We start from the raw sequence: 19,775 nt of genomic DNA, 5'->3' as shown, positions 1-19,775 counted from the left end.
TTTGTGCAGCCTGTTGGCTCCTATGTCAATGACGGATTTAGAGATATGACCATGGCAGAGGACCACATTCGCTACAGTTTTTCCCAGCATTTGGATCAGATGAGGGAGAGATACTTAACGACCATTCCACTAGTTTATCTAGCGGAGGATTATCTAGGCAATTATGAAGCAGCAAAAGTGGCTATCGATGCCATTTACCAAGCAGATTAGGAGAAAATTATGAAAACAGTAACTAAAAAAATCACACAATTTATCGAAAACTTTAACAATGTCCATGCTGAAGCCCGCAAGATCGGTTTTGCAGGGATCATGCGCCTGCTCTGGAAAGATCTCTTTGTCGGCCGTAGCCTTGTCCAGTGGTTATACCTCATCGCTCTGTCAAGTGTTCCCTTGATCTTGGAGTTTACACAAAATACGGAAAGTCATGACTGGTTGAGCTTGTTTGCATCCTGGACTGGGATTGTCTGTGTTATCTTGGTAGCAGAAGGGCGTGCAAGCAATTATCTCTTTGGGGCTATTAACTCGGCAATCTACTTGATCTTGGCCATGAATGCGACTTTTTATGGCGAAGTCTTGACGACCGTTTACTTCTTTGTCATGCAGCCGATTGGTCTCTATGCTTGGCTGTCCAACCGTATCAATGACCAAGGAAAACCAGAAGAATCCCACTTTGAAGCTAAGAAATTATCTGTTCTTGACTGGCTCAAGTACTTGGCCTTGACTGCCATTATCTGGATTGGTATGGGCTTGGCTTACCAAAGTATCAATAGCGCTCGCCCTTTCCGTGATAGTGTTACTGATGCGACCAATGGTGTTGGACAGCTCTTGATGACACGTCTCTACCGTGAGCAATGGATTTTCTGGATTGCAACCAATCTCTTTAGTATTTATCTCTGGTGGGGTGAAAATATCCACATTCAAGGGATGTACTGGGTTTACACACTCAACAGTCTAGTGGGTTGGTACCAATGGACCAAGGCAGTTCGAAAGGAGGCATAAGATGGCAGATACGATGATTCCAGCCGGGATGACGGAAAAAGAATATTATGAAATCCATGCCAGTCAGGAGGAGTTTTTAGACTGGTACTACAAGCAGGAACTCCCTCAATATGAAAAACCAAGTGTGACAGTAGATATGGTGGCTTACTGCTTTGTCGAAGGAAAGATCAAGCTCTTACTAATCCGTCGCAAGGCCCACCCTTATCAAAACTGTTTGGCTCTGGTTGGAGGCTTTATGGATAAGGGAGAAGATGCTGCACATGCCTGCCAGCGTGAGGTGAGAGAAGAAGTCAATCTCGATCTACCTTTGGAGAAAATCGAGCAATTGATGACGGTATCGACCCCCGGTCGTGATCCACGGGGCTGGACAGTGACCATTGCCCACTTAGTGTACCTACCTAGTCGTGCCTTAGACCTCGTTCAGGCAGGTGACGATGCCAAGGATGTGGTTTTTGTAGATGTCGATTTTCAGACAGGCAAATGCTACCTAGATGGAGTCGAGCTGGAGGAGCAAGCCTTCGCCTTTGACCATTATGCCATTATCCAAGAATCCATCAAACGAATCCAAGGCCGTCTCGACTGGAATCCGACCTTCCTCTATCTGCTGGAGGAGGAGTTCACTGTCTACGAGGGGACTGAACTGGTTAATCTCATCAACCCTGGTCGCCCAATTGTCAGCAATAACTTTCTCGTAAAATACGGAGAATATGTAGAAGAAGTCGGACTCAAACGAGTACCCAAAAAGAAACCAAGAAAAACCTATCGATTGAAATAAAAAGTGAGGTCGGGACAAAGTTCCCGACCTTTTTATTTATCATCATTTTTTATGAATGGCTATCTTTCTTAGGATTCCTCAACATGTGAGTAAAGAAGTCTTTGTATCGATACTTGAGATATTTTTCGTGTAGGAATAACAAAGCGATATAAACAATCAAAAAGATTGTAGTCAGATAGAAGACATCAAATGCAGTTCGCGCATAGTAAGTGGCTGATTGATAAGAGCCAATAGCTCCCAAAATCAACCAAGGAAGATACTTGTAATACTTATTTAGCATAAGAGTGCACCTCCTATATTCTATTTCAATGTTATTATATTCCTTTATCTAATGCAATGCAAGCGATTACACAAAAGCGATGCAAAAAATAGGACTCTAATCTAAGAAATTTTCTATTTTTTCGTTTCGATTACGAATAGAAATAGTAGAGAGAAATTTTTTTAAAATAGTTTCTCTAAATAGTTGACAGATTCAAAGCCCAATGTTACAATTATATTACAAAAAGATTTCTTAACATTTCAAAAATGTTACAAAGGAGTAGAAAAATGAAAAAGAAAACCTATATCAAATTGATGGCAGCGACTGTATTGGCTTCTACCTTGCTACTGGGAGCTTGTGGAAATAAAAACGAAACCACTCAAACCAGCAGCTCTGCCAAGACAAGTCAATCATCAAGTTCTAAAGCAGCTTCTTCTAGCAAAGAAAGCAAGACACAAAAATCTTCAAGCTCAGCTTCATCTGAAAAGGCTCAGGCATCTTCTGGTCAGTCTTCTACAACGGCAGATCAGTCACAAGCGAAACCAGCACCTGAATCAAGACAAGAACAAGCAGCTCCTAGTCAACAAGCCCCATCTCAGGCACCTTCAACTCAGCAAGGTTCTCAAGCCCAGTCTAACCAGTCAGGCTATGATCCAACAACTGACCGCCAACTTCAAGACAAGCAAGCAGAACACAACAAACGCTACAAGGGTGTTTTAACCATGGTCGATGGTGATTTCTCAGCAGTTGCAGGCAACTGGAAGGGAGCAAATGGCGAAGCTATTACGGTTTCATCAGGGGGCCAATTTACAGTAGAAACTGCAGATGGAAAGAAAGAAAACTATTCTATCAGAGGCTACTCTTACACCCTTGATGATGGTAAGTATAATGCCAAAATCGGTGGAGGAAAAATCATCCAAATTACAACAGGTGCGGATGGTAAAGTTTCGAGTGTTGCCTTGATTCAATAATAGTATCTAGGTTTTCCTAGGAGCTAAAAAACCGTAAACTCAAGCGAGTTACGGTTTTTTGTGTATTATGCTTTGTCTAATTGCAAGAGAGTTTCAATCTCTGCTAGGGTACTAGCTTGTGAAATGGCTCCACGAAGTTTGGCAGCGCCAGATGTCCCCCGGAGGTAGTGAGGAGCGAGGCCGCGGAATTCACGAACGGCTACGTTTTCTCCTTTGAGGTTAATCAAGCGTTTCAAATGTTCGTAGGCGATTTTCATCTTGTCTTCAAATGTCAAGTCAGGGAGAATTTCTCCAGTTTCAAAGTAGTGGTTGATCTGGTTGAAGAGGTAGGGATTACCCATGGCTGCGCGACCAATCATAACCGCGTCAGCCCCGACTTCTTCGATACGCTGTTTGGCTTCTTGGACCGTACGGATGTCACCATTGGCGATAAATGGAATCTTGGTTAGAGCTTGAGCGACCTTGTGAAGAGTCTCAAGGTCTGCGTGACCTGTGTACATTTGTTCACGGGTACGGCCGTGCATAGCGAGGGCAGAGACACCTGCAGCCTCAGCAGCGAGGGCATTCTCCACGGCTAAGGATGGATCAGACCAGCCTGTACGCATTTTGACAGTGAGGGGGATATCAAGGACAGATTGGACCTTGTTGATAATAGAGTAGATCTTGTCTGGATCCTTGAGCCACATAGCGCCAGCTTCGTTTTTCACGATTTTGTTAACTGGGCAGCCCATGTTGATATCGACGATATCAGTCTTGGTGTTTTCTTGGATGAATTCTGCTGCGCGTGCGAGGCTATCTTCGTCGCTACCAAAGAGTTGGATAGAAACGGGGTTCTCACCTTCATCTATATGAAGCATATGTAGAGTTTTTTCGTTGTTGTATTGGATTCCCTTGTCAGAGACCATTTCCATCACAACGAGTCCAGCCCCGAGCTCTTTTGCGATGGTACGAAAGGCTGAGTTGGTGACACCAGCCATGGGTGCTAAAACGGTACGATTGGGAATCTCAACATTGCCAATCATAAAAGGTGTATTAAGATTTGTCACGAATGAGTTCCTCCAAGTCGTTTTCATCAAAGTTATAAGTTGTTTGGCAGAATTGGCAAGTGATTTCTGCCCCGTGGTCTTCCTCTTTCATTTCCTCTAAGTCTGAAGTTGGAAGGCTGGCAAGAGCGTCCATAAAGCGATCTTTGCTGCAGTCACATTGGAAACGAATTTCTTCTTCAGATAGGCGTTTGTATGATTCGTCACCATAAATAGCCTTGAGGAGAGCTTCGATATGGTCGTCGCTTTCCAGAAGGGTTGAGATGGCTGGCATTTCTTGGATGCGTTTTTCAAAGCGGGCAATCTCTTCTTCCTTGGCTCCTGGCAAGACTTGGAGAAGAAAACCTCCGGCAACTTTGACCTTGTCGTCTTTATCCAAAAGAACATTGAGGCCGACTGCTGAAGGGGTTTGTTGGCTTTCAGTCAGGTAGTAGGCTAAGTCTTCACCGATTTCCCCAGAGATGAGGGGAGTCATGGAGTTGTAGGGATTTCCAGTACCGTAGTCTGTGATAACGAGGAATTGACCGTTTCCAACAAAAGGTCCAACAAGGACTTCACCAGTTGCAGTTTTTTTGATGTCAACACCTGAATTTTGAACGTAGCCTTTGACGTTTCCCTTGGTATCTGCAACTGTGATGATGGCGCCGAGAGAGCTAGTTCCAAGAACTTTAACCGTTAGCTTGGTATTTCCTTTTTCATTGGCTGCGAGAATCTGGCTAGCGATAAGGGTGCGACCAAGTGCAACGGTTGAACTGGCTTGAGTTTGATGTTTTTCTTGAGCAGTGCGGACGGTTTCCGTGCTGTCAAGAACGAAAGCACGAAAAGAACCACTTTCTGATATTGTTTTAATAATTTTATCCATAGCTACTATTTTAGCATAAAAATGCCTAAAGGGGGAGTCGTGTGTTTGCTGTTTCTGTGGAATAATGACGAGGAAATCAACCTTAAAATAAAATGAGAAACAGATTATTTCAGCATTTGAAAGATTTATGCTATGCTTGTAGGAGAAAATGAAAGGGGTAACAAATGTATTTAGGCGATTTGATGGAAAAAGCAGAATCTGGTCAATTTTTAGTCCTTTCCTTTCTATTACAAGATTCGCAGACAACAGTCAAGAAAGCCATGGAAGAAACAGGTTTTTCAAAGGCGACCTTAACCAAGTACATTTCTCTGATTAACGAAAATGCCTTGGAAAGAGGTTTAGAGCTGACCATCCACTTGGAAGATGAAAATCTGCGTCTGTCGATTGGTGCAGATACCAAGGGAAGAGAGATTCGGAGCTTGTTTTTAGACAATGCCATTAAGTACCAAATTTTGGTTTACCTTCTCTATCACCAACAGTTTCTAGCTCATCAGTTGGCTCAAGAATTGATGATTAGCGAGGCCACGCTTGGTCGCCACTTAGCTAGTCTAAATCAGATTTTGTCAGAGTTTGACTTATCCATCCAAAATGGCCGTTGGCGAGGTCCGGAGCATCAGATTCGCTATTTTTATTTCTGTCTTTTCCGCAAGATTTGGTCCAGTCAGGAGTGGGAAGGTCACATGCAGAAAGCTGAGAGAAAACAAGAGATTGCTACCCTAGAAGAAATCTGCGGTGCTAGCTTGTCTTCAGGTCAGAAATTGGACTTGGTTCTCTGGGCTCACATCAGTCAACAGCGTCTTCGGGTCAATGCCTGTCAGTTTCAAGTCATAGAAGAAAAAATGCGAGGGTATTTTGACAATATTTTCTATCTTCGTTTGCTGAGAAAGGCTCCGTCCTTTTTTGCTGGGCAACACATCCCTCTAGGAACTGAGGATGGTGAGATGATGGTATTCTTTTCATTTCTCCTTTCCCATCGTATCTTGCCCCTTCATACTATGGAGTATATCCTTGGTTTCGGAGGGCAGTTAGCCGATTTGCTGACGCAATTGATTCAAGAGATGAAGAAAGAGGAGTTGCTGGGGGACTACACAGAGGACCATGTCACCTATGAACTCAGTCAGCTCTGTGGTCAAGTTTATCTATACAAGGGCTATATCTTGCAAGATCAGTACAGATACCAGACAGAGAATCGCCATCCCTATTTGCTGATGGAACATGATTTTAAAGGGACTGCAGAGAGAATTTTTCATATCTTGCCAGCCTTTCATCAGGGAACGGATTTGGATAAGAAAATTCTCTGGGAATGGCTTCAGTTGATAGAGTATATGGCAGAAAATGGTGGCCAACATATGAGTATTGGTCTGGATTTGACATCTGGTTTTCTTGTCTTTTCTAGGATGGCTGCCATTTTGAAACGGTATTTGGAATACAATCGTTTCATTACTATTGAAGCCTATGAGCCCAGTCGACATTATGATTTGTTAATTACTAACAACCCGATTCATAAGAAAGAACAGACTCCGGTTTATTATTTAAAAAATGATTTGGATATGGAGGATTTGGCGAAGATTCGTCAGATGCTCTTTGCCTAAAAGGCCTGAATTTTCAGGTCTTTTTTTTGTGAAATTCGCACAATCTCCTCACATTTTTTTAAAATTTTAAAAAAATTGATAAACAAGAAAGCGCTTTATTTTGTATACTAGTTACTGTAAAGAGGGATCCCCTCAAGATTTTATCAGGAGGACAGCACATGTCACAAGAAAAATACATCATGGCTATTGACCAAGGAACGACCAGTTCTCGTGCCATCATTTTTAACAAAAAAGGAGAAAAGGTCAGCTCTAGTCAAAAAGAATTCACTCAGATTTTCCCTCAAGCAGGTTGGGTTGAGCACAATGCCAATGAAATTTGGAACTCTGTTCAGTCAGTTATCGCGGGTGCTTTCATCGAAAGTGGTGTGAAACCAAGTCAAATCGAAGCAATCGGGATTACCAACCAGCGCGAAACAACTGTCGTCTGGGATAAGAAAACAGGCCTCCCTATCTATAATGCTATCGTTTGGCAATCACGCCAGACAGCACCTTTAGCTGAACAACTAAAAAGCCAAGGTTATGTGGAAAAATTCCATGAAAAGACTGGTTTGATCATCGATGCTTACTTCTCAGCGACTAAGGTTCGCTGGATTCTGGACCATGTAGAAGGTGCTCAAGAGCGAGCTGAAAAAGGAGAATTGCTCTTTGGTACCATTGATACTTGGTTGGTTTGGAAATTGACTGACGGTGCGGCTCACGTGACGGACTACTCCAATGCAGCCCGTACCATGCTCTATAACATTAAAGAACTCAAATGGGATGATGAGATTTTAGAAATCCTCAACATTCCGAAGGCTATGCTTCCAGAAGTTCGTTCTAACTCTGAAATCTACGGCAAGACTGCTCCATTCCATTTCTACGGTGGAGAAGTGCCAATTTCAGGTATGGCTGGGGACCAACAGGCAGCCCTCTTCGGTCAGTTGGCCTTTGAACCTGGTATGGTCAAGAATACTTATGGAACAGGTTCTTTCATCATTATGAACACTGGTGAAGAGATGCAGTTGTCTGAAAACAACCTTTTGACAACGATTGGTTACGGAATCAACGGCAAGGTTTACTATGCCTTGGAAGGTTCTATCTTTATCGCAGGAAGTGCCATTCAGTGGCTTCGTGATGGACTTCGCATGGTTGAAAATTCACCAGAGTCTGAAAAATATGCTCTCAATTCTCATAACAATGACGAAGTTTATGTCGTACCTGCCTTTACAGGTCTAGGGGCTCCATACTGGAACCAAAATGCTCGTGGTTCGGTCTTTGGCTTAACTCGTGGAACAAGCAAAGAAGACTTTATCAAGGCAACTTTGCAATCTATCGCTTATCAAGTACGTGACATCATCGACACCATGCAAGTGGATGCTCAGACTGCTATTCAAGTCCTCAAAGTCGACGGCGGTGCAGCCATGAACAACTTCCTCATGCAGTTTCAGGCTGACATTTTGGGAATCGATATTGCCCGCGCTAAAAACTTAGAAACAACTGCCCTAGGTGCGGCTTTCCTAGCTGGTTTGGCAGTGGGTTACTGGAAGGATTTGGATGAGTTGAAACTCTTGAACGAGACAGGAGAACTCTTTGAGCCATCCATGAACGAATCGCGCAAGGAACAACTTTATAAGGGCTGGAAGAAGGCTGTGAAAGCAACTCAAGTCTTTGCGGAAATCGATGACTAATACTGGAAGAATAAAGCGACTCAGTTAGAAAGTGTGTAAATATGGAATTTTCAAAGAAAACACGTGAATTATCAATTAAAAAAATGCAGGAACGCACCTTGGATCTCTTGATTATTGGTGGGGGGATTACAGGAGCTGGTGTAGCCTTGCAGGCGGCAGCTAGTGGTCTTGACACTGGTTTGATTGAAATGCAGGACTTCGCAGAAGGAACATCTAGCCGTTCAACAAAATTGGTCCACGGAGGTCTGCGTTACCTTAAGCAATTCGATGTAGAAGTAGTCTCAGATACAGTTTCTGAGCGTGCAGTGGTTCAACAAATCGCTCCACACATTCCAAAACCAGATCCAATGCTCTTGCCAGTTTACGATGAGGATGGAGCGACCTTTAGCCTCTTCCGTCTCAAAGTAGCCATGGACTTGTACGACCTTTTGGCAGGTGTTAACAACACGCCAGCCGCTAACAAGGTCTTGAGCAAGGAAGAACTCTTGGAACGCCAGCCAAACTTGAAGAAAGAAGGCTTGGTAGGAGGTGGGGTTTACCTTGACTTCCGTAATAACGATGCGCGTCTCGTGATTGAAAACATTAAACGTGCCAACCAAGACGGTGCTCTCATTGCCAACCATGTTAAGGCAGAAGGCTTCCTCTTTGACGAAAGTGGCAAGATTACAGGTGTTGTAGCTCGTGATTTGTTGACAGACCAAGTCTTTGAAATTAAGGCTCGTCTGGTGATTAACACAACAGGTCCTTGGAGCGACAAGGTACGTAATTTGTCCAATAAGGGAACCCAATTCTCACAAATGCGTCCAACTAAGGGAGTGCACTTGGTAGTGGATTCAAGCAAGATCAAGGTTTCACAGCCAGTTTACTTTGACACAGGTTTGGGCGATGGCCGGATGGTCTTTGTACTTCCACGTGAAAACAAGACTTACTTTGGTACAACGGATACAGACTACACAGGCGATTTGGAACATCCAAAAGTGACTCAGGAAGATGTAGATTATCTACTTGGTATTGTCAACAACCGCTTCCCAGAAGCCAACATCACCATTGATGATATCGAAAGTAGCTGGGCTGGTCTTCGTCCATTGATCGCAGGCAATAGCGCTTCTGACTACAATGGAGGAAATAACGGAACCATTAGTGATGAGAGCTTCAATAGCTTGATTGCGACTGTCGAGGCTTATCTCTCGAAAGAAAAAACGCGTGAAGATGTTGAGTCTGCTGTCAGCAAGCTTGAAAGCAGCACGTCTGAAAAACATTTGGACCCATCTGCAGTTTCACGTGGTTCGAGCTTGGATCGTGATGATAACGGCCTTTTGACCCTTGCTGGTGGTAAAATCACAGACTATCGTAAGATGGCTGAAGGGGCTATGGAGCGCGTGGTTGATATCCTCAAAGCAGAATTTGACCGTAGCTTTAAACTCATCAACTCGAAGACTTATCCTGTTTCAGGTGGAGAATTGAACCCAGCAAATGTGGACTCTGAAATTGAAGCTTTTGCTCAACTTGGAGTTTCACGTGGTTTGGATAGCAAGGAAGCTCACTATCTGGCAAATCTTTACGGTTCAAATGCACCGAAAGTCTTTGCCCTTGCTCACAGCTTGGAACAAGCGCCAGGACTCAGCTTGGCAGATACCTTGTCCCTTCACTATGCAATGCGCAATGAGTTGGCTCTGAGTCCAGTTGACTTCCTCCTTCGTCGTACCAACCACATGCTCTTTATGCGTGATAGTTTAGACAGCATCGTTGAGCCAGTTCTGGATGAAATGGGACGATTCTATGATTGGACAGAAGAAGAAAAAGCAGCCTACCGTGCGGATGTCGAAGCAGCTCTTGCTCAAAACGATTTGGCAGAACTAAAAAATTAAGAAAAACTAGAAGAGAGGGAAGCAGGATTTCCTTGCCTTCTCTCTCCTTCTTTTAAATGGAGACAAAGATATGATGAAAGAATTATTTGGAGAATTTTTGGGGACCTTAATCCTCATCCTCCTAGGAAATGGTGTTGTTGCAGGTGTGGTTCTTCCCAAAACCAAGAGCAACAATTCAGGATGGATTGTGATTACTATGGGATGGGGAATTGCTGTAGCCGTTGCGGCCTTTGTATCTGGCAAGCTTAGCCCAGCACACCTAAATCCAGCTGTGACGTTTGCGATGGCCTTAAAAGGAACGCTCTCTTGGGGTTCTGTTTTCCCTTATATCCTAGCCCAATTCGCAGGAGCGATGGTGGCTCAGATTTTGGTTTGGTTGCAATTCAAACCACACTATGAGGCAGAAGAAAATGCAGGCAATATCCTAGCGACCTTTAGTACTGGACCAGCAATCAAGAACACAGTATCCAACTTGGTTAGCGAAATCCTTGGAACCTTTGTTTTGCTCTTGACAATCTTTGCCTTGGGGCTCTATGACCTTCAAGCCGGTTTAGGGACCTTTGCAGTGGGGACCTTGATTGTTGGTATCGGTCTTTCACTAGGTGGGACAACGGGTTATGCCTTGAACCCAGCCCGTGACCTTGGACCTCGTATCATGCACAGCATCTTGCCAATTCCAAACAAGGGAGATGGAGACTGGTCTTATGCTTGGATTCCTGTTGTAGGACCTATCCTCGGAGCGGCCCTAGCAGTTCTCGTATTTTCACTTTTCTAAGATAAAAGAGTTATTGGCAACAGAGTTTGAGATGAAAATCTCAGGCTCTTTTTTGATGGCCAAAACATTAATATTTTAACTTATCTTAAAATAAGCTAAAACCAATTTTTAAGTTATGGTAAACAGTTGAAAAAAAGGTTGATAAAGTGGTAAAATGTTAGGAAGATAAGATACTAACAATACATACTGATAGTTAATAGAAATAATATATTAATGGATAGCTTATGAAAAAACAACGAAATTTACATGTATTCTTAGGCCGGACGGCTCTATATTTTGTAATCTTACTTGGTTTACTTTATTTTTTTAGTTACCTTGGTCAGAGCCAAGGCACCTTTATTTATAATGAGTTCTAGTTTAAAGGAGAAGAGGAACAGTGTCTAATAAACCGATAAAAGATATGATTGAAACGATTGAGCACTTTGCTCAAACGCAACCAACATATCCTGTCTACAATGTTTTAGGGCAAGAGCATACTTATGGTGATCTGAAGGCTGATTCGGATAGTTTGGCTGCAACCATCGACCAACTAGGCTTGTCTGAGAAATCTCCAGTCGTCGTTTTTGGTGGTCAGGAATATGAGATGTTAGCTACCTTTGTAGCGCTAACTAAGTCAGGTCATGCCTACATTCCAATTGATAGCCATTCGGCCTTGGAACGAGTTTCTGCTATCGTAGAAGTTGCAGAGCCAAGCTTGATTATTGCTATCTCAGATTTTCCATTAGAGCAAACTAGCACACCGATGCTGAATTTAAAGCAAGTCCATGAAGCTTTTGCTCAAGCTTCTAGCTACGAGATGACCCATCCAGTCAAGGGAGATGACAACTACTACATCATCTTTACTTCTGGTACGACTGGTAAGCCAAAGGGAGTGCAGATCTCCCATGATAATCTCCTCAGCTTTACCAACTGGATGATTACAGATAAGGAATTTGCGACGCCAAGTCGTCCGCAAATGCTGGCTCAACCCCCTTATTCTTTTGACCTATCTGTCATGTACTGGGCACCGACTTTGGCACTTGGTGGCACGCTTTTCGCTCTTCCTTCAGTTATTACCCAGGACTTTAAGCAACTCTTTGCGACCATCTTTTCCTTGCCCATCGCTATCTGGACTTCAACGCCTTCCTTTGCAGATATGGCCATGTTGTCAGAAGACTTTAACAGCGAGAAAATGCCTGGAATCACGCATTTCTACTTTGATGGCGAAGAATTGACAGTCAAAACAGCTCAAAAACTGCGCGAGCGATTTCCAAATGCTCGTATTATCAATGCCTATGGTCCAACAGAAGCGACAGTAGCTTTGTCAGCAGTTGCTGTAACAGACGAGATGTTGGCGACTCTCAAACGCCTGCCAATCGGCTATACCAAGGCTGATTCTCCGACCTTTATCATTGATGGGGAAGGTAAGAAAGTTCCAAATGGTGAACAGGGAGAAATTATCGTTTCTGGGCCAGCTGTTTCAAAAGGCTATATGAACAATCCTGAAAAAACGGCAGAAGCTTTCTTTGAGTTTGAAGGTCTACCAGCCTACCACACAGGGGATGTAGGAACCATGACAGATGAGGGCTTGCTTCTCTATGGTGGACGAATGGATTTCCAGATTAAGTTTAATGGTTATCGCATTGAGCTTGAAGATGTCTCTCAAAACCTCAACAAGTCTCGCTACATCGAGTCGGCAGTTGCTGTCCCGCGTTATAACAAGGACCACAAGGTGCAAAATCTACTGGCCTATGTCATCCTAAAGGACGGTGTTCGTCAGCAGTTTGAACGTGATATCGATATTACCAAGGCTATCAAAGAAGACCTAGCAGATATCATGATGTCTTATATGATGCCGTCTAAGTTTCTCTATCGAGACAGTTTACCACTAACTCCTAATGGTAAAATTGATATCAAGGGCTTGATTAACGAGGTAAACAGTAGATGATGGAGCTTTATAAACAGCTACCTCATTTGGAACCTTATGGTGATCTTCAGTACTTTTTATACGTAATTGTTGCGACTTTACCTATCTTTATCGGTCTTTTTTTCAAGAAACGTTTTGCCTTGTACGAGGTGCTCGTTAGTCTCTTCTTTATCATCACCATGTTGGTCGGTGGAAAGACGAATCAAATAAGCGCTCTTATCCTTTATGTTATTTGGCAAGTGCTGCTTGTATCTTTCTACAAAAGGTACAGGAAACAACGGGATAGTAAATGGATATTTTACCTGATTAGCTTTCTATCTCTATTGCCAATCGTCTTTGTGAAAGTATCTCCTGCTATTCATGGACCTCAATCTTTGTTTGGCTTTTTAGGGATTTCTTACTTAACCTTTCGTGCAGTTGGGGTTATCGTTGAGTTGAGAGACGGTGTCATCAAGGATTTAACGATTTGGCAATTCTTACGTTTTCTTCTCTTTATGCCGACTTTCTCAAGTGGTCCCATTGATCGTTTTAAACGCTTCAATGAAAATTACGAGACCATTCCTGAGCGGGATGAGCTGATGGATATGCTAGAAGAGGCTGTCAAATATATCATGCTTGGTTTCCTCTACAAGTTTATCTTGGCTCACATTTTAGGAGAGACATTATTGCCTCCGCTGAAAAATTTGGCCTTGCAGACAGGTGGTTTCTTTAACCTCTACGCTTTAGCGGTCATGTACACCTTTGGCCTGGAGCTCTTCTTTGACTTTGCGGGCTACTCTATGTTTGCCTTAGCCATTTCAAACTTGATGGGTATTCATAGTCCTATCAACTTTAACAAGCCCTTTTTGTCAAGGGATTTAAAAGAGTTTTGGAATCGCTGGCACATGAGTCTGTCTTTCTGGTTCCGTGACTTTGTCTTTATGCGGATGGTCATGGTGTTGACCAGAAAGAAGGTCTTTAAAAATCGCAATGTCACTTCAAGTGTAGCCTATATTCTCAATATGCTGATTATGGGATTTTGGCATGGTGTGACCTGGTACTACATCGCCTATGGACTTTTTCATGGGATTGGGCTGGTCATCAATGATGCTTGGGTTCGTAAGAAAAAAACACTCAATAAAGAACGGAAAAAAGCTGGAAAGGGTTCCTTACCTGAGAATCGCTGGATTCAGTTGCTTGGCATGGTTGTCACCTTCCATGTCGTGATGGTTTCATTCTTAATCTTTTCTGGATTTTTGAATGATTTATGGTTTAAAAAATAAAAGGATATAAAAAATGGATATCAAATCAGAAGTTATTGAAATTATTGATGAGTTGTTTATGGAAGATGTTTCTGACATGATGGATGAAGATCTTTTTGATGCCGGTGTCTTGGATAGCATGGGAACGGTTGAATTGATTGTTGAGATTGAAAACCGTTTTGACATTCGTGTTCCAGTGACGGAGTTCGGTCGTGATGACTGGAATACGGCTAATAAAATCGTAGAAGGTATTACGGAGTTGAAGAATGCTTAAACGCTTGTGGCTGATCTTCGGGCCTATCTTCATTGCTGGATTTTTGGTTCTTCTACTCATCTTTTTTTATCCAGGTACAACAAGCCATAATCTGACAGAGGAGAAATATTCGGCGGCTTCTGTTAGTGCAGAGAGTTTTAAAGAGAGAAGCCAAAAAGTAAGGGCTCTTACGGATCCAAATATGCGTTTTATTCCTTTTCTAGGGTCTAGTGAATGGATTCGATTTGATAGTGTCCATCCAGCTGTTTTAGCGGAAAAATACCATCGTCCCTATCGTCCTTACTTTCTAGGTCAAGCAGGAGCAGCCTCTCTAAATCAATATTTTGGTCTACAGCAAATTTTGCCAGAAATAGAGAATAAGCAGGCTGTATTTGTGATTTCGCCTCAGTGGTTTACCGAGACAGATTATGAACCCGCAGCGTTTCAGAGATTTTTTAACAGTGACCAATTGACAGCTTTTTTGGGAAATCAATCTGGTGACATTGCTGCAAAGCATGCGGCTATTCGATTGTTAAAGCAGAATCCTAATGTTGCGTTAAAAGGCATTGTTCAAAAACTGTCAAAGGGTGAAGAATTATCAGATGTTGATCAGGTTGCTATTGATATTTTTGCGCGATTCAACGAAAAACAATCTGCTCTCTTTGGACAATTCTCCATTCGAGGACAACTCAAGTACAAGGAACACGTGGAGAACTATTTAAAAGATCTTCCGGAACAATTTTCTTATGATGAGTTAGAAAAAATTGTTCGTAAGGACGCAGAAGCAAATACGACCAATAACGATATGGGGATGGAAAATCATTTCTATACGAGAGAGATTCAAAAGGATTTAAAAAAATGGGAAGGGTATCAAAAAAATTACAACTTCCTCAAGTCCTCCGAGTACAATGATTTGCAGCTGGTCCTCAATCAATTTGCTAAGTCGAATGTCAATGTGCTCTTTGTCATTCAGCCGGTTAACAAGAAGTGGATGGAGTACACAGGGCTCAGTGAAGAGATGTACCAGCATGCAGTGGAGAAAATTCGTTACCAATTAGAAAGTCAGGGTTTTACCAATATTGCTGATTTTTCAAAAAATGGAGGGGACCCTTATTTTGTTAAGGATACCATTCATCTAGGATGGTTAGGTTGGCTAGCTTTTGATAAGGTTGTCAATCCTTTCTTGACGGATCCGAAACCAGCTCCAGACTACAAGATGAATGACCGCTTCTTTAGCAAGGACTGGGCGACCTATGATGGGAACATCAAAGATTTCAAATAGAATGGTCTAAAAGTTTGGGAATTAAACCCAAGCTTTTTTGTTTAAATGGCGAATATTTAAGATGAAAATAGGTCAAAAGTTTCAAAATTTTTAGAAATAGCGTATAATATAAAAGAGAAAAAGAAAAGAAAGGGATTTTAAAATGAACAAACGTTCTTTATTACCTGTCTTATCGACAGCCCTGTTAGCTCCAGCCTTCTTAGCTGGACAGGTCTATGCTGAAGAAGCAACTGCCCCTGCAGAAAGTCCTGCAGTTATAGCAAATCCAGCAAATTCAGCAACTTCAGAAACTCCTGCAGCTCCAACAACAGAGGCGGCAAGTCCTACAAGTGCTGAATCGACGGAAGCAAAGGAAGCTCCTGTTGAATCTCCTAAAAGCGAAGAAAAAGACACCGTTATCTTACACACCAATGATGTTCATGGCCGTATTGTAGAGGAAAAGGGCGTAATTGGAGATGCCAAGCTAGCGACTGTCATTGAGCAGGAACGTGCGAAATCAACTCAAAATACTCTAGTTGTTGATGCGGGAGACGCTTTCCAAGGTTTGCCGATTTCCAACTCTACCAAGGGTGAAGCGCGTGCTGAAATTCTCAATCAGATGCAGTATGATGCCATGGCAGTAGGAAATCATGAGTTTGACTTTGGTTTAGACGAAGCTAAGAAATACAAGGAAATCTTGAAATTCCCATTACTTAGCTCAAATACTTATGTCAATGGAGCTCGTCTTTTTGAAGCTTCTACAATCGTTGATAAAGATAAGACTGTGGAAGGTGATGAGTTTGTTGTAATCGGCGTGACAACACCTGAAACAGCAACCAAAACTCACCCTAAAAATGTCAAAGGGGTAACTTTTACAGATCCAATCTCTGAAGTCAATAAGGTCATCGAAGAAGTTCAAGCCAAGGCTCGTGCAGAAGGTAAGGACTACAAACACTATGTTGTGCTGGCTCACTTGGGTGTGGATACCACAACCCCAGTAGAATGGCGTGGTTCAACTTTGGCAGAAGCTCTCTCTAAAAATCCTCGTCTCAAAGGCAAACGTGTGACAGTTATTGATGGGCATTCTCATACAGTAGCTTCCACAACTTATGGCGACAATGTTACCTATAACCAAACAGGAAGTTACCTTCATAATGTTGGGAAGGTTATCTACAAATCACGTCAGCTTTTGGGCAATCCAACTCAGATTCCGGCTGCTGATGCTAAAAAATTACCAGCCAATCCAACAGTTGAAAAACTAGTCAAAGACATTAAACAAAAATACGATGCTGAAAATGCAGTTGAGATTGTTTCAAACAGCCCTGTAGAACTAAACGGTGATCGTGAAAATGTTCGGGTCCGTGAAACCAACCTCGGAAACGTCGTGGCAGACTCGCTCTATCAGTATGGTCAAACAGGATTTAGCCATCCGACTGACATCGCTGTGACAAATGGTGGTGGCTTGCGTGAAACCATTGCAAAAGGCAAACCGATCACTAAAGGAAATGTCATTGCCGTTCTTCCATTTGGAAATACCATCTCACAAATACAAGTGACTGGGCAACAAGTATTGGATATGTTTGAAAAATCACTCGGATCTATCTTGCAGGTCGATAAGGATGGCAAGAAGGTCTTGGATGAGAACGGGCAACCATTGTTGGAGCCAAGTGGTGGTTTCTTGCAAGTTTCAGGTGTGAAGGTCTACTATGATACCAACCTACCATCAGGCAAACGTGTCTTGGCCATCCAGGTCAAAAACCGCACGACTGGTCGTTATGATCTTCTAGACCTTGCAAAGACGTACTATCTTGCAACCAATGATTTCTTAGCTGCGGGTGGTGATGGCTACACGATGTTAGGTGGTGCGCGAGAAGAAGGTCCTTCTATGGATGCTGCCTTTGAAGAGTATCTGAAAACCGCTGATTTGACCCAGTATGAAAAGATCAATCCGAACTCACGGACGATTTCTGTGGATTCTAAAAACTTTAGTCTACCAGTAGAAACGCCTCAAACGAATGCAGCTACTAACGATGCGACTACAAATGTGCCATTGACTTATGAGGTGGCAGGTCAATTTAGCAAGAAGGCAGTTGTCTCAGAAAAAGCTCTTCCAAATACAGGAAGTGAACAGTCCATCTTCTTGCTCTTGATGGGAATGGTAGCTGGTTTGGCAGGTATCTTATCGAGTCGAAAACCAAAGCAAAAATAGGTTAAATTTTACATCTAGAAGAGTCTAGGGAAACGTTTTTACGCCTTTTTCCCTTGACTCTTTTTTGGTTTATGATATAATTAACCAGTAAAGAATCGGTGGCTATCTCTATTTTTTACGAAAAAGATAGCTAGGGAAGGAGTAACACATGAGACAGCTTGCGCAGGAAATCGATAACTTTTTAAACGAGGTGATCTTGAGATCTGAGAACCAGCATGAAATTTTGATCGGGCATTGTACCAGTGATGTTGCCTTGACCAATACTCAGGAACACATCCTCATGCTCTTGTCAGAAGAATCCCTAACCAACTCGGAGTTGGCCCGTCGTCTTAACGTCAGTCAGGCAGCAGTGACCAAGGCTATCAAATCTTTGGTCAAAGAGGGTATGTTAGAGACATCTAGAGATCCAAAGGATGCGCGTGTGATTTTTTACCAACTGACAGAACTAGCTCGACCAGTGGCAGAGGAACACCACCATCATCATGAACACACGCTCTTAGCCTATGAACAAGTGGCAAGTCAGTTTACTCCAAATGAACAAGAAGTTATCCAGCGGTTTTTAACTGCTTTAGTAGGAGAAATCAAATAATGCGGTATATTACAGTAGAGGACTTGTCTTTCTATTATGACAAAGAACCTGTCCTCGAGCACATCAACTACAGTGTTGATAGTGGGGAGTTTGTCACCCTGACTGGTGAAAATGGAGCTGCCAAGACAACGCTTATCAAGGCGAGCCTAGGCATCTTGCAGCCAAGATTTGGCAAGGTAACCATCTCAAAGACAAATACTCATGGGAAAAAGCTTAGGATAGCTTATCTTCCCCAGCAGATTGCCAGTTTTAATGCTGGTTTTCCGAGTACGGTTTATGAATTTGTCAAGTCGGGTCGCTATCCGCGAAAGGGTTGGTTTCGTCGCTTGAACGCCCATGATGAGGAGCATATCAAGGCCAGTCTAGACTCAGTTGGTATGTGGGAACACCGTGACAAACGAATTGGCTCCCTCTCGGGAGGGCAAAAGCAACGAGCAGTGATTGCCCGGATGTTTGCTTCTGACCCAGATATCTTTGTCTTGGATGAGCCGACGACAGGGATGGATGCAGGAAGCAAAAATGAATTTTACGAACTCATGCACCATAGTGCTCACCATCATGGCAAGGCTGTTTTGATGATTACCCATGACCCTGAGGAGGTCAAGGCCTATGCAGACCGCAATATCCATCTAGTGCGTAACCAAGATTCGCCGTGGCGTTGTTTCAACGTTCACGAAAGCGACCAGGAGGTGGACCATGCTTAGTTTGTTATCTTATGACTTCATGCAGCGTGCCTTCTTGGCGGTCATTGCCATGAGTCTCTTTTCTCCAGTTCTTGGGACCTTCCTTATCTTACGTCGTCAGAGTCTCATGAGTGATACCCTCAGTCACGTTTCTCTGTCAGGGGTAGCCTTTGGTCTGGTTTTGGGAATTTCTCCAACTATTTCAACCATTGCTATCGTCTTGATTGCTGCGGTCTTTCTAGAGTATCTCCGGACAGTCTATAAGAACTTTATGGAAATCGGAACTGCCATCCTCATGTCAACAGGACTTGCAGTGTCTCTGATTGTCATGAGTAAGGGGAAAAGTTCGAGCTCCATGAGTTTGGACCAATACCTCTTTGGGTCTATTGTGACCATTAGCCAGGAGCAGGTGCTATTCCTCTTTGCCATTGCTGCGGTCGTTTTGCTCTTGACTTTCTTATTCTTACGTCCCATGTACATCCTGACTTTTGATGAGGACACGGCCTTTGTGGATGGCTTGCCAGTTCGTACCATGTCTATCCTCTTTAACATGGTGACAGGGGTGGCCATTGCCCTTATGATTCCAGCTGCAGGAGCCCTTTTGGTGTCGACCATTATGGTCTTACCAGCTAGCATTGCCCTTCGTCTGGGGAAAAACTTCAAATCCGTTATGTTACTAGCCAGCGCTATTGGTTTTTTGGGAATGGTGGCAGGACTTTATATTTCCTACTATGCGGAAACACCTGCCAGCGCTAGTATCACCATTATCTTTGTAGCTGTCTTTTTGTTAGTTAGTCTACTGAAACGTTTTATCAAATAGGA

General features: G+C 43.0%; 19 protein-coding genes and 1 pseudogene. 17 read left to right on the top strand and 3 right to left on the bottom strand.

Going from position 1 to position 19,775, the window contains the following annotated elements; all coding sequences use genetic code 11:
• From HMPREF0849_RS10260 to HMPREF0849_RS04465, 3 genes and pseudogenes are all read left to right on the top strand, one after another.
• Positions 1 to 210 (top strand): annotated as a pseudogene (locus HMPREF0849_RS10260) (AAA family ATPase); the annotation flags it as partial.
• A 9-nt stretch (positions 211 to 219) separates the two neighbouring features.
• The gene (gene pnuC / locus HMPREF0849_RS04470; RefSeq protein ID WP_000860156.1) at positions 220 to 999 is read left to right on the top strand and encodes a nicotinamide riboside transporter PnuC; all 780 of its coding nucleotides are present in this window, start codon (positions 220 to 222) and stop codon (positions 997 to 999) included.
• A gap of 1 nt (position 1,000) precedes the next feature.
• Positions 1,001 to 1,774, top strand: a complete 774-nt coding sequence (locus HMPREF0849_RS04465; protein WP_000785862.1) for an NUDIX domain-containing protein — start codon at positions 1,001 to 1,003, stop codon at positions 1,772 to 1,774.
• 49 nt (positions 1,775 to 1,823) lie between these two features.
• Here the strand turns inward: HMPREF0849_RS04465 and HMPREF0849_RS04460 are convergent, their stop codons facing one another.
• A complete protein-coding gene (locus tag HMPREF0849_RS04460; RefSeq protein ID WP_000933127.1) occupies positions 1,824 to 2,054 on the bottom strand; it encodes a hypothetical protein in 231 nt (76 codons plus the stop codon).
• A gap of 266 nt (positions 2,055 to 2,320) precedes the next feature.
• Between HMPREF0849_RS04460 and HMPREF0849_RS04455 the strand changes: the two genes are divergently transcribed.
• Complete coding sequence (locus HMPREF0849_RS04455) at positions 2,321 to 3,004, top strand: hypothetical protein (protein ID WP_000730908.1); 684 nt, start codon at positions 2,321 to 2,323, stop codon at positions 3,002 to 3,004.
• Between the two features lie 65 nt (positions 3,005 to 3,069).
• Here HMPREF0849_RS04455 and dusB read toward each other — a convergent pair whose 3' ends face one another.
• A complete protein-coding gene (gene dusB / locus HMPREF0849_RS04450; RefSeq protein WP_000183318.1) occupies positions 3,070 to 4,050 on the bottom strand; it encodes a tRNA dihydrouridine synthase DusB in 981 nt (326 codons plus the stop codon).
• Complete coding sequence (hslO, locus tag HMPREF0849_RS04445) at positions 4,037 to 4,909, bottom strand: Hsp33 family molecular chaperone HslO (protein WP_000357872.1); 873 nt, start codon at positions 4,907 to 4,909, stop codon at positions 4,037 to 4,039. Before hslO ends, dusB begins: the two co-directional genes overlap by 14 nt.
• A gap of 164 nt (positions 4,910 to 5,073) precedes the next feature.
• Here hslO and HMPREF0849_RS04440 point away from each other — a divergent pair, with 164 nt between their 5' ends.
• The 13 genes from HMPREF0849_RS04440 to HMPREF0849_RS04380 all read left to right on the top strand — a co-directional run bounded on the left by HMPREF0849_RS04440 (position 5,074) and on the right by HMPREF0849_RS04380 (position 19,773).
• Entirely contained in the window at positions 5,074 to 6,501 is a 1,428-nt protein-coding gene (locus HMPREF0849_RS04440) for a helix-turn-helix domain-containing protein (RefSeq protein WP_000280561.1), read from the top strand.
• A 158-nt stretch (positions 6,502 to 6,659) separates the two neighbouring features.
• Positions 6,660 to 8,168: a glycerol kinase GlpK gene (gene glpK / locus HMPREF0849_RS04435; RefSeq protein ID WP_000076796.1), complete on the top strand. Its 1,509-nt coding sequence runs from the start codon at positions 6,660 to 6,662 to the stop codon at positions 8,166 to 8,168.
• Positions 8,169 to 8,209: 41 nt separating this feature from the next.
• Complete coding sequence (gene glpO / locus HMPREF0849_RS04430; protein ID WP_000395883.1) at positions 8,210 to 10,036, top strand: type 1 glycerol-3-phosphate oxidase; 1,827 nt, start codon at positions 8,210 to 8,212, stop codon at positions 10,034 to 10,036.
• 70 nt (positions 10,037 to 10,106) lie between these two features.
• Positions 10,107 to 10,811 carry an MIP/aquaporin family protein gene (locus HMPREF0849_RS04425; protein WP_000975168.1) on the top strand — a complete coding sequence of 235 codons (705 nt, stop codon included), beginning with the start codon at positions 10,107 to 10,109 and terminating at the stop codon, positions 10,809 to 10,811.
• 224 nt (positions 10,812 to 11,035) lie between these two features.
• Positions 11,036 to 11,167: a teichoic acid D-Ala incorporation-associated protein DltX gene (locus HMPREF0849_RS04420; RefSeq protein WP_008276434.1), complete on the top strand. Its 132-nt coding sequence runs from the start codon at positions 11,036 to 11,038 to the stop codon at positions 11,165 to 11,167.
• Positions 11,168 to 11,187: 20 nt separating this feature from the next.
• Positions 11,188 to 12,738: a D-alanine--poly(phosphoribitol) ligase subunit DltA gene (gene dltA, locus HMPREF0849_RS04415; RefSeq protein ID WP_009013598.1), complete on the top strand. Its 1,551-nt coding sequence runs from the start codon at positions 11,188 to 11,190 to the stop codon at positions 12,736 to 12,738.
• Entirely contained in the window at positions 12,735 to 13,979 is a 1,245-nt protein-coding gene (gene dltB, locus HMPREF0849_RS04410) for a D-alanyl-lipoteichoic acid biosynthesis protein DltB (RefSeq protein ID WP_000970392.1), read from the top strand. The genes dltA and dltB overlap by 4 nt, the downstream gene beginning before the upstream one ends.
• 13 nt (positions 13,980 to 13,992) lie before the next feature.
• A complete protein-coding gene (gene dltC, locus HMPREF0849_RS04405; protein WP_000351972.1) occupies positions 13,993 to 14,232 on the top strand; it encodes a D-alanine--poly(phosphoribitol) ligase subunit DltC in 240 nt (79 codons plus the stop codon).
• The gene (gene dltD / locus HMPREF0849_RS04400; RefSeq protein ID WP_000919835.1) at positions 14,225 to 15,493 is read left to right on the top strand and encodes a D-alanyl-lipoteichoic acid biosynthesis protein DltD; all 1,269 of its coding nucleotides are present in this window, start codon (positions 14,225 to 14,227) and stop codon (positions 15,491 to 15,493) included. The genes dltC and dltD overlap by 8 nt, the downstream gene beginning before the upstream one ends.
• Positions 15,494 to 15,635: 142 nt before the next feature.
• On the top strand, positions 15,636 to 17,681 hold the full coding sequence (gene nt5e / locus HMPREF0849_RS04395; protein ID WP_001042692.1) for a cell surface ecto-5'-nucleotidase Nt5e: 2,046 nt from the start codon (positions 15,636 to 15,638) through the stop codon (positions 17,679 to 17,681).
• Between the two features lie 148 nt (positions 17,682 to 17,829).
• On the top strand, positions 17,830 to 18,270 hold the full coding sequence (gene adcR / locus HMPREF0849_RS04390) for a zinc-dependent transcriptional regulator AdcR (protein WP_001249328.1): 441 nt from the start codon (positions 17,830 to 17,832) through the stop codon (positions 18,268 to 18,270).
• Complete coding sequence (locus HMPREF0849_RS04385; RefSeq protein WP_001269480.1) at positions 18,270 to 18,974, top strand: metal ABC transporter ATP-binding protein; 705 nt, start codon at positions 18,270 to 18,272, stop codon at positions 18,972 to 18,974. The genes adcR and HMPREF0849_RS04385 overlap by 1 nt, the downstream gene beginning before the upstream one ends.
• Positions 18,967 to 19,773, top strand: coding sequence for a metal ABC transporter permease (locus HMPREF0849_RS04380; RefSeq protein WP_000950027.1), 807 nt, complete (start codon positions 18,967 to 18,969; stop codon positions 19,771 to 19,773). Before HMPREF0849_RS04385 ends, HMPREF0849_RS04380 begins: the two co-directional genes overlap by 8 nt.
• Positions 19,774 to 19,775: the final 2 nt, after the last annotated feature.

Origin of the sequence: Streptococcus sp. C300, from assembly GCF_000187645.1 — a bacterium.
Taxonomy (GTDB): Bacteria; Bacillota; Bacilli; order Lactobacillales; family Streptococcaceae; genus Streptococcus; species Streptococcus oralis_CQ.
Note: the sequence above shows the minus strand (reverse complement) of the source record. Positions and strands in the feature narration are given on the sequence as shown.

Excerpts from the sequence above, each read along its gene's own strand:
- pnuC (WP_000860156.1), top strand. The coding sequence starts at position 220 with ATGAAAACAGTAACTAAAAAAATCACACAATTTATCGAAAACTTTAAC.
- HMPREF0849_RS04465 (WP_000785862.1), top strand. The coding sequence starts at position 1,001 with ATGGCAGATACGATGATTCCAGCCGGGATGACGGAAAAAGAATATTAT.
- HMPREF0849_RS04460 (WP_000933127.1), bottom strand. The coding sequence starts at position 2,054 with ATGCTAAATAAGTATTACAAGTATCTTCCTTGGTTGATTTTGGGAGCT.
- HMPREF0849_RS04455 (WP_000730908.1), top strand. The coding sequence starts at position 2,321 with ATGAAAAAGAAAACCTATATCAAATTGATGGCAGCGACTGTATTGGCT.
- hslO (WP_000357872.1), bottom strand. The coding sequence starts at position 4,909 with ATGGATAAAATTATTAAAACAATATCAGAAAGTGGTTCTTTTCGTGCT.
- HMPREF0849_RS04440 (WP_000280561.1), top strand. The coding sequence starts at position 5,074 with ATGTATTTAGGCGATTTGATGGAAAAAGCAGAATCTGGTCAATTTTTA.
- glpK (WP_000076796.1), top strand. The coding sequence starts at position 6,660 with ATGTCACAAGAAAAATACATCATGGCTATTGACCAAGGAACGACCAGT.
- glpO (WP_000395883.1), top strand. The coding sequence starts at position 8,210 with ATGGAATTTTCAAAGAAAACACGTGAATTATCAATTAAAAAAATGCAG.
- HMPREF0849_RS04425 (WP_000975168.1), top strand. The coding sequence starts at position 10,107 with ATGATGAAAGAATTATTTGGAGAATTTTTGGGGACCTTAATCCTCATC.
- HMPREF0849_RS04420 (WP_008276434.1), top strand. The coding sequence starts at position 11,036 with ATGAAAAAACAACGAAATTTACATGTATTCTTAGGCCGGACGGCTCTA.
- dltB (WP_000970392.1), top strand. The coding sequence starts at position 12,735 with ATGATGGAGCTTTATAAACAGCTACCTCATTTGGAACCTTATGGTGAT.
- dltC (WP_000351972.1), top strand. The coding sequence starts at position 13,993 with ATGGATATCAAATCAGAAGTTATTGAAATTATTGATGAGTTGTTTATG.
- dltD (WP_000919835.1), top strand. The coding sequence starts at position 14,225 with ATGCTTAAACGCTTGTGGCTGATCTTCGGGCCTATCTTCATTGCTGGA.
- nt5e (WP_001042692.1), top strand. The coding sequence starts at position 15,636 with ATGAACAAACGTTCTTTATTACCTGTCTTATCGACAGCCCTGTTAGCT.
- adcR (WP_001249328.1), top strand. The coding sequence starts at position 17,830 with ATGAGACAGCTTGCGCAGGAAATCGATAACTTTTTAAACGAGGTGATC.
- HMPREF0849_RS04385 (WP_001269480.1), top strand. The coding sequence starts at position 18,270 with ATGCGGTATATTACAGTAGAGGACTTGTCTTTCTATTATGACAAAGAA.
- HMPREF0849_RS04380 (WP_000950027.1), top strand. The coding sequence starts at position 18,967 with ATGCTTAGTTTGTTATCTTATGACTTCATGCAGCGTGCCTTCTTGGCG.